The organism is Synechococcus sp. H60.2 (genome assembly GCF_047462315.1).
GTDB lineage: Bacteria > Cyanobacteriota > Cyanobacteriia > Thermostichales > Thermostichaceae > Thermostichus.
The window spans coordinates 39,769-48,628 of record NZ_JANSIZ010000011.1; the positions used below are offsets into that span (position 1 = coordinate 39,769).

Below are 8,860 nucleotides of genomic sequence, written 5' to 3' on the forward strand. Positions count from 1 at the left end.
GATCGGGTGACCGTTTTTGGCGTTTCGTTTACACGTTTACATTGTTGACGAAAGCCTTGGCGGGATCCCTTCCGTCTGGGTATGGGAAAACCGACGCCAAGCCCGTTTAGTACTTGCGCTGAATCCAATAGGTGGTAAATAGCTCGCCACTGGCCTGTTTCTGGATTTTGCCGCCCAAGTCAGCGATGCGCCGCTCCCACTCCTGTAGGGGTGTGAGAATCGGTTCGCTGCCTTTGAATAGCTCAATCAACCCCCACTGTTCGGCCCACACCGATTCAGGATTGACCACTTCGATAATCACTGGTGCAGCCGGACGCAACACCCGCATCAGTTCTGCCCAAACCGCATCAAAGTAATCTATCGGGTAGTAGTACAAAAATCCTGTAGCAATGGCCAGATCGAACTGCTCTGGCCCGTAGTTCTCCAGGTGATGGGCGGATCCCTGCTGCATCGACTTGAACAGCTTGGAGTTAAGCTGCGGTGCTCGCGAGCGCACAAAGCGCACGATCCCCCCACTCAGCTCATGGCCGTAAAAGTGAGCCTGCCAGTCGTTCCAGGGATAGGTCAGGAAACTCACTCCACAGCCCAGATCCAAGCAGGCTTCCCGCTTTTTGGGGGCGCGCAATTGCCAAAAAGGGATCCCCAGGCGTTCCTGGAGGTGATCCCGCTCTTGGGCTTGCCAAAAGGGCAACTGCTCCAGGTCGGGGGGAAGCTGCCAACTGGCCCGACCTAGCTGCACCTCCAGCTCCCGGTTGAAGCGGGCGGCTACAGCGGCAAGGTAGGGATCCCAGCGTTCCCCAGTTTGCGGTAGCTCCATCTTTGGCTAGCTGTGTCTTGGATACTTGGGTGCTTAACTGGCCTTTAACCTAGACTACCAGGAGGCCCGGCCCATAGACCCCCGGCTGCAGGGATCCATTGACCCAACTGTAGCTGCCGAGGATGGTGCCAGCGGGGACTTGAGCCTGGGAGCCCAGGTGCGTGTGAGCGCCGATGTAGCAGGGGGCTTGTAGCTGGGCGTTGGGGTGGATCTCAGCCGTTTTGTGAACCCATACCCCCGGCGCCTTTGCTTCCACATCCTCGAGAGGAAAGTCTGTCATCCGGCCCAGGAGAATGTCCAGTTGGCCGTGGTAGTAGCTGGCCGGCGTGCCCAGATCCCGCCAGTAACCAGTGTGCAGGTAGGCTTGCAGCCGTCGCCCCTGCCGCAGCAAATCGGGGAAGACACGCCGCTCCAAGCTGAGGGGATCCCCGCTGGGGTAGTCTTTGAAAATAGCTGGATCAAGGACGTAGGTGCCGGCGTTGATGGTGTTGGTGGTGAGGGTGAGAGCTTCGGCAGCGGTGGGCTTTTCCCGAAAGGATTGGATCCGGCCCCCTTCCCCCACCTCCACTAGGCCATAGGCGGTGATGTCCTCCACGCGGGCAAGGGTAAGGGTGGCAACGGCCCCACTCTGCAGGTGGCACTGTATCAAAGCTAACAAATCCAGATCGGTGAGGATATCGGCATTGAAGACTACGAGGGGATCCCCGCTGAAGTAGGGTTGGGCCAGCACCAAAGCTCCCGCTGTGTCTAGCGGCGTCTCCTCGACGATGTAGCGGAGCTTTACTCCCCAAGCGGCGCCATCTCCAAGAGCCGCCTCGATTTGTCTGCCCAGATACCCCACGCTGAGTAAAATGTCTGTCAGGGCGGCCCGGCGGCAGCGCCCGATCAACCAGTGCAAAAAGGGTACCTCCAACAAAGGCAGCAAGGGCTTTGGCTGCCATAGGGTCAAAGGCCGTAAGCGAGTCCCCTGCCCCCCTGCCAAAATCACCGCCTGCATAACCGTCCTCAACCCATCTTCCCCGCCTAGATAGTAGGGGAAAAGGGCTTGGTTCGCCAGAGCCAATTGGCTGAGGCTAGCTCAGGCGCAGATGCGGGGCACAGGGGCAGCCGCCGAGATGACTTGCAACAAACGCGGAATACGGCTGCTGTCGTAGATGCGAAATTCCTTTTCCACAACAGCTTTTTCGTCGCGCACCGCCTGGTTTAAAACGATGGATCCCTCGGGGTCGGAAACAGAACGGTGAAAGGTGCCAGGAGGAATGCGCAAAATGCCTCGATTCGCCTCCAGGCGCACAATGTGAAAGGGATCCCGCCAGCTAAAGTTGACCAAGTAAAAGGTTCGTCCTCCCCACAGAGCCAACAAATTGTCTTCTTGGTGGGGATGTAGATAAAACTGCCAATAGCCCTGAGGATTGTCGGGAGGGCTGACGGCTGGCCCTTCGTGATAAACCAGATCGCGGGCATTGGATCGGGGGATGGTGATATCGAAAAACCGCACGCCGGGAGTATCTCGAAACTGATGAAAAGGCAAGAGGGCAAACATAGATCTGGACATAGGCACGCCTAATTGTTCAGAGACAGCCAAAAGGTATTTTTTCCACTGTGAAGCAGAATTCCAGCTTTTTTCAGTCATACTGGCCCCAGCACAACAGAGGTATCTTCTGTACTTTCTGGGGAATAGCTGCCTTGCCGATTGGCAAGACTTCCATCCAGCGGAAAAAAGCTGTACGTTGTAGTTTAGTCAGCCTCAGCGAGAGGTTCAAACCTGAGATAACATCACATCTATGCGCAGATCGAATAGATGGCATCGATGAACATCTCGCAACTGCAAGCCTGGGTGGCAGTGGTGGAGAAGGGGAATTTCAGCGAAGCCGCCCTGCAACTGCACATTTCCCAGTCGGCGGTGAGCCGGGCCATCGCCAGTCTGGAAGAAGAACTGGGGGTAACCCTGTTGGTGCGCGGTCGGTTTGGGGCACGTCCAACTCCGGTGGGAGAGCGGTTACTGCGCTATGCCCGCAAGATGCTGCAATTGCGCGAACAGATGGACTACGAGGCCAACCTGGAAAAAGGCTTACGTGGGGGAAGTGTGCGGGTTGCTGCCTTTCGCAGCGCTGCCACGCACCTGTTGCCACCGGTGATCGCCCGCTTTCGCCAGCAATTTCCGCAAGTTACCCTTACCCTCACGGAAGCAGATCCGGCCACTGTGGAACATCTGCTGCGCTCGGGCCAGGTGGATATCGGCCTGTTGCCGCTGCCGCGAGCTGCCGAGGATCTGCAGACGTGGGAGATCGCTCGCGACGAGTTCATTCTGTTGGTGCCGGAGAGCTTTGGCCCTCTGCCGGAAGCCGTGACCTGGGCGGATCTTTCCCGTTTTTCCTACATTCTCTACAACTACGCTGAATGCACCACAGCGGTGCGCAACCACTGGGAGGCGGCCCACCAAACCCTTAAGGTGGCCTACCTAGTCAAAGAAGATTCCACCATCGTCAACATGGTGGCGCAGGGCCTGGGAGCGGCCATTTTGCCTCGCCTGGCTGCCATCCCTATTCCCCCAGGGATCCAGATCCGCCGTCTGCCCGTCCCGCTGGAGCGGGTGATCGGGGCTGCCGTGCTGGCCTCGGCGCTGCATCCGCCGGCAGTGTATGCCTTTCTGGAGACTTTGCGAGGAAGCCGATCCGAGCGGGCAGGGTGAAGTTCAAAAGGCCGGTAACTTGCAGCTGCCTTAAACTTCCCTTAAATGCTGTCTGATGGATAGCTGCTAGCATAGGGCCATCCTCGCTTCTCACCACAAAAAAGAAGGCTTTTATGAACTGGCTGGCTTTCTTTGGGCTGCTTTGTCTTCCCGGCTCCCTAACATACTTTGTCGCCTATTTGCGTTCCCAGAGGTTGGTTCAACAACTTTCTGCCGCTCGGCTGCTCAAGGCTGCCGAGATTCGCAATCTCGGGGCCAATTCCGGTCAGGCTGATTCCCAAAGAGGCCTGTCAGATCTAGTGCAAGTTTACGGCAAAGTTGTGAGCAATTGCCCCCTGATGTCGGAGTTTTCTCGACAGCCTTGCGTCTATTATCAGTCCGAGATTTCTTGGGAGTATGAGGAGGTGGAGTGCTATCGCAAGTATTTGAATAGTGAGGGCGAGGTAGTCCACAGCGAACGGATCAGCGAGAGGGAATACCAGAAGGCGCGGCTCTCGGGATCCCGTTCAAAAACCTATCCGGGGAAAATGATGCCCAAGCCAGGCTCGAGCTACTCTGACTCCGGCTCTTTCCCGAAAAAGCCCAGCTACGACTACCCCAAGGAGGGCCGTTTCCAAAAATACCCCAACTTAGATGCGTTAGATCCGTTCCCGAAAAAGGCTGGCTATTCCAGTTATCCGCAAAAATCTGTTTCCGCCGGCTATCCCGAAAAATCACAATTTTCTCAAACTGACCGTTCCACGAAATACTATGACAATGTGTACTACGATCCCCATACAAACTGCGAATACCTTCTCGAGAGAGAGACCAACACCCGCCGCGAAACCCTTCACTCGGCGGTGCGCCAGATTCCCTTTTTCCTCGAAGATGAAACGGGACGGGTGCGGGTGGATCCCAGTGGGGCAGAGATAGAGCCAAAGCTGATGGTGGAGGAGCGGGTTTTCCCCGGCCAAAGCCCCAGCCGCTGCCTTTTCGATCTCAGGCCCTATGCTCCTCGCCTGGGATCCGAAAATCGCTCCACCCGCTTCTTCACCTATAAGGAGTGGGCGATCCCGGTGGACGAAATGGCTTTTGCCATGGGTCAGGTGCGCTTCGAGGCTGGGGAGCCCGTGATCCGAAAACCCGTTACCGGGGGGCGGTTCACCCTTGCCCTCAAGCCTCCTGAAGCCTTTTTGGCCGAGCACCGATCCCAGGCCAATAACCACTTGACCACCGCTGTTGCTTTGCTGGGTATTGGCGTTTTTACGGTGCTCTACCTGCTGCAATCTTCATAGACCGCCCGCTAAGCCGACGGCTGAGGATCCCGACAGGCGGCCAGGATGGCCTGGGCGGCCAGATGGCCGGAGAGGGTGGCCCCTTCCATGCTGTCGATGTAGTCTTGGGCGGTGTAGCTGCCGGCAAAGAAGAAGTTGGGCACAGGGGTCTTCTGCTGCGGGCGATAGGGATCCATGCCCGGCGCTTCTCGGTAGAGGGAGTGGGCCAGCTTGACCACGCTGTACCAGGTCAGGTTCAGTTGCCGCGAGGAGGGGAAGAGCTCGTGCACTTGGTGCAGCACGTGCTGGGCAATCTGCTCGTTGGGCATGGAGATGAAGGGATCCCCCGGCGTAAGCACGCATTGCAGCAGGGATCCCTGGCCGGGCTTGTAGTAATCGGCGGGGCTGGTGAGGGCGAGATCAGCAAAGCAGGAGAAATCGGCATCGGCGGTGTAGAGGAGGTTATCGATGCCAAGCGGCTGCGGGTGGTCGGCGGCGCGTTTGGCCCGGCCCTTCAGCTCCGTCACCCAGCCATCGAAGCGCAATTGCACCGTTGCCACAGGTACGGATTCCAGCTTGTAGAGGTTGTCGAACTGGGGCCACTGCCGCCACACCTGTGGGATCAGCCGTTTGGCACCCTCCACGGCTGTTGCACACACATACACATCTGCTTCTACCCGCTCGCCATTGGCCAAGACCAAGCCGGTTACCGCGTAGGGAGGGGAGTCGTTGACTTCGATGCGGCTGACTCCCCGGCGGGTGTAAACCTGACCGCCGCGGGCTTGCAGGTAGCGGACAATGGGCTGGGTAAGGTAATTGTCCGGGGATCCCTTGAGGAGGTTGAGCTTGGAGGCATCTGTTTTGCTGGCAAACATCTGAAAAATGGTCAGCATGCAGCGGGCGGAAATCTGCTCCGTATCGATGAAGCCCAGGGCATAGGCAATCGGGTTCCACATCCGCTTCAAGCTAGCCTCGGATCCGCCGTGGCGGCGGAACCACTCGGCAAAGCTCAGCCGATCCAAGGCGCGAATCTGCCGCATTGCCCCTTCGTAGTCCAGCAGGCCACGAATCAGAGGGCTGGTGCCCAGCGCTAGGGCGTTGCGCAGTTTATCGGCCCAGGAGAGCTGCTCTGTCGTGAAGAAGGCCTTGAGGCCGTTGAAGGGCGCCCCCAGGGGAAAGCGAAAATCGAGGCTGCCTGTGTGCCCGCCGCGATTGACAAAGGTGTGGATGTGTTGCTTAGGCAACAGGTTCTCGTAGGCCCCCACCTTCTTCATCAGGGCAAACAAGTTGCTGTAGTTGCAGAAAAAAACATGGAGGCCCATCTCGATGTGGTTGCCCTCGGCATCCTGCCAGGAGCCCACCTTGCCGCCCACAAAGGGCCGCGCCTCGTAGATCCGCACCTGGTGCCCCGCTTCCGCCAAATCAACCCCTGTGACCAAGCCGGCCAACCCTGCTCCGATAATGGCTACCCGCATCGTGATCCCCTCAAATGAGCCCCGCCAGGGGCTGACGCAACTGCAAAGAAAGATAAACTTCTCTCATTCTGGAACAGGGATCCCTGGCTTGACAAACGACCGCAAAACTTGCCATGATAGATATCCCATGCGGATGTAGCTCAGTGGTAGAGCTTCTCGTTGCCAACGAGACGGTCGCGCGTTCGAATCGCGTCATCCGCTTTTTGGACCCTCACCCCCGTCCCCTCTCCCGGAGGGAGAGGGGGGTTGTTAGCGCTTGTAGAAGGTCTCCAGGCTGTGGCGGTCGCCCACAAAGCGCCAGTGCCAGGGTTCGTAACTCACCCCCTGTGGGTTGCCGCGGGGAAAGGACAGCTCAAAGCCAAAGCGAGCAGCATTCTTCTCCAGCCAGCGGAAGGCAGGGGTGGTCTCAAAGGCCTCCTGGGTATCCCATTGAGGGAACTGGGCATCGCCAATGTCGATGGCATAGCCCGTGTGATGCTCGCTGTAGCCAGGGGGAGCGCTGAGCGCCGCCCGTTCTTCCGGTCGCAAGGCCCGCGATTGGGCCACCTGAAAAAACAAAAACTCCTGCTCCGCTATCGAGCGAAACCCAGAGATAGGGACGAGGCGGATCCCGTCGGCTTGGGCTGCTGCGCTCATGCGCAGGTAGCTCTCGGCAGCCGCCTGGCGCAGGCGCACCTCTCGACCGTGGTAGTGGCCCACCACCTGCAAGCTCTCCGGTGGAGCTTCTGCATAGGCGTAGTGCCCCAGCACAGAGACCCGTCTATCCTGCTCAGTTGACTGCGCCAGAGGGGACTGACCGGCTTCTTCCAGAACTGGGGGATCCGCTACTTGCTGGGATCCAGGTAACTGATCTATCCCCCAACCCGCCAAGAGCACCAACCCAACCACTACCAGCCCCAAGCTCAGGCGCAACCTCAAGGTAGCCGCCGAACCTTGCGCTTTTTCCACCGAAGTGGACTGGCGACGCGCAACCGGAATGTCGTCGTTCATGCGCAAGGGCCGGGATCTCAGAGAAGAACCGAAGAGATTTTACAGGCCCAAGTCTGCCAAGATATCGCGGGCATGGGTTTCGGTGTTGATGTTCTGATAGACCTTGGCAATTTTGCCCTCGCCGTCGATGACGTAGGTCACCCGCTTGGCGTAACCGCCCCCATCCACATCGTAGGCGCGGGCAATCACCCCACTGGTATCGACCAGTAGAGGAAAAGGCAAGTTGTACTTTTCGGCAAACTTTTGGTGAGAGGCCTGGTCGTCCATGCTCACCCCCAACACCACCACGTCTTTGCTTTGGTAATCGGCGTAAGCATCGCGGAATCCACAGGCCTCTTTGGTGCAGCCGGGGGTGTCGTCTTTGGGGTAAAAGTAAAGGACAACGGTTTTCCCGGTAAAATCAGCCAGAGAAACTTGGTTGCCGTGAGTGTCAGTGGTGTTGAACCCTGGAGCAATGGTGCCAACAGCGAGAACCATAGACAGGTGACCTGAAGAGTGCGAAGAAGAAGGCTGCCCTCAGCATTCTCTTCAGCCCTGGTCGTCTCTGTCAAGCGGTTGCCGGCTCCGACCCGGCTGCCCGTTGCAACTCGACCACCAGCTCTTGGAGCTCCACCGCCAGCCTAGAAGGCAGCCGTCGCCCCAGGATCTCCGCCAGCGACCGGTAGTACCACAGGGATCCCTCTTTGCCGCCGGAGAAGCGCTCCCAGAGCTGATCCCCCAGTTGGTGAAAGTCTCGCAGGATGCAGCGGACGTTGTGCAGTTTGTCAGCGGCGGCCACCAGCAAGACTGAGGCATCTGCGCTTTCCAAGTGCTTGAGATAGGCCACTTTGCGCTCTTTCCAGTTTTCTTTGGGCTCGCCCAGGGAGCTATCGCTGTCGGTGTCTGTGCATCCCAGAATGATCTGCAGCACCCGTTCTCCAAAGTGCTCCCGCAACTCCCGTTCGATCTGGGCCCGCGGCTCACTGCTGTAGCGGGGGCCATCCTCCAGGCTGTCATGGAGCAGGGCGGCAATAGCCTCATCTTCGTCGGCGCCGTGCTCCAGGGCGATGGACGCCACCGCCAGCAGGTGGCTGAGGTAGGGGATCCCTGTTCCCTTGCGGGTTTGAGCGGCGTGCCAGCGGTAGGCGTAGCGCATGGCCTCGGCAAACCGCGGCGACAACTGGGTGGACATGGGTATCTCTCCATCGAGGTTGGAAGTTGAGGGGATGGGTCAGGAATGGTCTGCTGTTGGTTGTTGATTTGATTATGGGAGCAACTGGCCGGAACCGCAGAGGTTCAGCCGCTGGCCTCCGTCTGTTTTGCCGGTAAGGGCACTGGGATCCCTGTCCCTTGCCAGGCACAGAGATCGACAAAGCGATCCGCCAGGCGAATCAGCTCCGGGTGTGTGCTGGGCCGGTAGGCGGCTACCTCCAGCCGGCAGCCTTGGCTGCGGATATGCCGGAGGGCTGGCGCGAAATCCCCATCACCGCTCAGCAGCAGCACCGTCTCGTAGCGGGAATACAGGGTCAATGAACTACCCCACCGCGCAGGCGGGTGGGGTTTCCTCACCCGCTTGGCAGCAGAGCTTTTGTCTCTTCTTCTGCCCCAGTTGCTTCATAGATCCCGTGTACCGGGTCTCTGAAGTAGAGCTGAA

The 8,860-nt window shown here is 58.6% G+C and carries 10 protein-coding genes and 1 tRNA gene; 3 read left to right on the top strand and 8 right to left on the bottom strand.

The window, feature by feature from the left end; all coding sequences use genetic code 11:
- Positions 1 to 106: 106 nt before the first annotated feature.
- The 3 genes from NW845_RS03125 to NW845_RS03135 all read right to left on the bottom strand — a co-directional run bounded on the left by NW845_RS03125 (position 107) and on the right by NW845_RS03135 (position 2,360).
- Entirely contained in the window at positions 107 to 817 is a 711-nt protein-coding gene (locus NW845_RS03125; protein WP_414364123.1) for a methyltransferase domain-containing protein, read from the bottom strand.
- Between the two features lie 49 nt (positions 818 to 866).
- Complete coding sequence (locus tag NW845_RS03130) at positions 867 to 1,826, bottom strand: sugar phosphate nucleotidyltransferase (RefSeq protein WP_414376782.1); 960 nt, start codon at positions 1,824 to 1,826, stop codon at positions 867 to 869.
- A 69-nt stretch (positions 1,827 to 1,895) separates the two neighbouring features.
- The gene (locus tag NW845_RS03135; RefSeq protein ID WP_414364126.1) at positions 1,896 to 2,360 is read right to left on the bottom strand and encodes a redox protein; all 465 of its coding nucleotides are present in this window, start codon (positions 2,358 to 2,360) and stop codon (positions 1,896 to 1,898) included.
- Positions 2,361 to 2,627: 267 nt separating this feature from the next.
- Between NW845_RS03135 and NW845_RS03140 the strand changes: the two genes are divergently transcribed.
- Together NW845_RS03140 and NW845_RS03145 are read left to right on the top strand one after the other, a co-directional pair.
- Complete coding sequence (locus tag NW845_RS03140; protein ID WP_414371366.1) at positions 2,628 to 3,509, top strand: LysR family transcriptional regulator; 882 nt, start codon at positions 2,628 to 2,630, stop codon at positions 3,507 to 3,509.
- Between the two features lie 338 nt (positions 3,510 to 3,847).
- A complete protein-coding gene (locus NW845_RS03145; protein WP_414376784.1) occupies positions 3,848 to 4,783 on the top strand; it encodes a GIDE domain-containing protein in 936 nt (311 codons plus the stop codon).
- An 8-nt stretch (positions 4,784 to 4,791) separates the two neighbouring features.
- On the opposite strand, the gene zds is transcribed toward NW845_RS03145, so the two are convergent.
- On the bottom strand, positions 4,792 to 6,237 hold the full coding sequence (gene zds, locus NW845_RS03150; protein ID WP_414376786.1) for a 9,9'-di-cis-zeta-carotene desaturase: 1,446 nt from the start codon (positions 6,235 to 6,237) through the stop codon (positions 4,792 to 4,794).
- A 129-nt stretch (positions 6,238 to 6,366) separates the two neighbouring features.
- On the opposite strand from zds, the gene NW845_RS03155 reads away from it, so the two are divergent.
- Positions 6,367 to 6,438: transfer RNA gene (locus NW845_RS03155), tRNA-Gly, on the top strand.
- A 48-nt stretch (positions 6,439 to 6,486) separates the two neighbouring features.
- Here NW845_RS03155 and NW845_RS03160 read toward each other — a convergent pair.
- The 4 genes from NW845_RS03160 to NW845_RS03175 all read right to left on the bottom strand — a co-directional run bounded on the left by NW845_RS03160 (position 6,487) and on the right by NW845_RS03175 (position 8,736).
- On the bottom strand, positions 6,487 to 7,227 hold the full coding sequence (locus NW845_RS03160) for a D-alanyl-D-alanine carboxypeptidase family protein (protein ID WP_414376787.1): 741 nt from the start codon (positions 7,225 to 7,227) through the stop codon (positions 6,487 to 6,489).
- Between the two features lie 39 nt (positions 7,228 to 7,266).
- The gene (locus tag NW845_RS03165) at positions 7,267 to 7,704 is read right to left on the bottom strand and encodes a peroxiredoxin (RefSeq protein ID WP_414366709.1); all 438 of its coding nucleotides are present in this window, start codon (positions 7,702 to 7,704) and stop codon (positions 7,267 to 7,269) included.
- Positions 7,705 to 7,774: 70 nt separating this feature from the next.
- Positions 7,775 to 8,398 carry an HD domain-containing protein gene (locus tag NW845_RS03170; RefSeq protein ID WP_414376789.1) on the bottom strand — a complete coding sequence of 208 codons (624 nt, stop codon included), beginning with the start codon at positions 8,396 to 8,398 and terminating at the stop codon, positions 7,775 to 7,777.
- A gap of 104 nt (positions 8,399 to 8,502) precedes the next feature.
- The gene (locus tag NW845_RS03175) at positions 8,503 to 8,736 is read right to left on the bottom strand and encodes an NYN domain-containing protein (RefSeq protein ID WP_414376791.1); all 234 of its coding nucleotides are present in this window, start codon (positions 8,734 to 8,736) and stop codon (positions 8,503 to 8,505) included.
- Positions 8,737 to 8,860: the final 124 nt, after the last annotated feature.

Bases quoted from the DNA above. Each gene is read 5' to 3' on its own strand.
- NW845_RS03125 (WP_414364123.1), bottom strand. From the start codon at position 817: ATGGAGCTACCGCAAACTGGGGAACGCTGGGATCCCTACCTTGCCGCT.
- NW845_RS03135 (WP_414364126.1), bottom strand. From the start codon at position 2,360: ATGTTTGCCCTCTTGCCTTTTCATCAGTTTCGAGATACTCCCGGCGTG.
- NW845_RS03140 (WP_414371366.1), top strand. From the start codon at position 2,628: ATGAACATCTCGCAACTGCAAGCCTGGGTGGCAGTGGTGGAGAAGGGG.
- NW845_RS03145 (WP_414376784.1), top strand. From the start codon at position 3,848: ATGTCGGAGTTTTCTCGACAGCCTTGCGTCTATTATCAGTCCGAGATT.
- zds (WP_414376786.1), bottom strand. From the start codon at position 6,237: ATGCGGGTAGCCATTATCGGAGCAGGGTTGGCCGGCTTGGTCACAGGG.
- NW845_RS03160 (WP_414376787.1), bottom strand. From the start codon at position 7,227: ATGAACGACGACATTCCGGTTGCGCGTCGCCAGTCCACTTCGGTGGAA.
- NW845_RS03165 (WP_414366709.1), bottom strand. From the start codon at position 7,704: ATGGTTCTCGCTGTTGGCACCATTGCTCCAGGGTTCAACACCACTGAC.
- NW845_RS03170 (WP_414376789.1), bottom strand. From the start codon at position 8,398: ATGTCCACCCAGTTGTCGCCGCGGTTTGCCGAGGCCATGCGCTACGCC.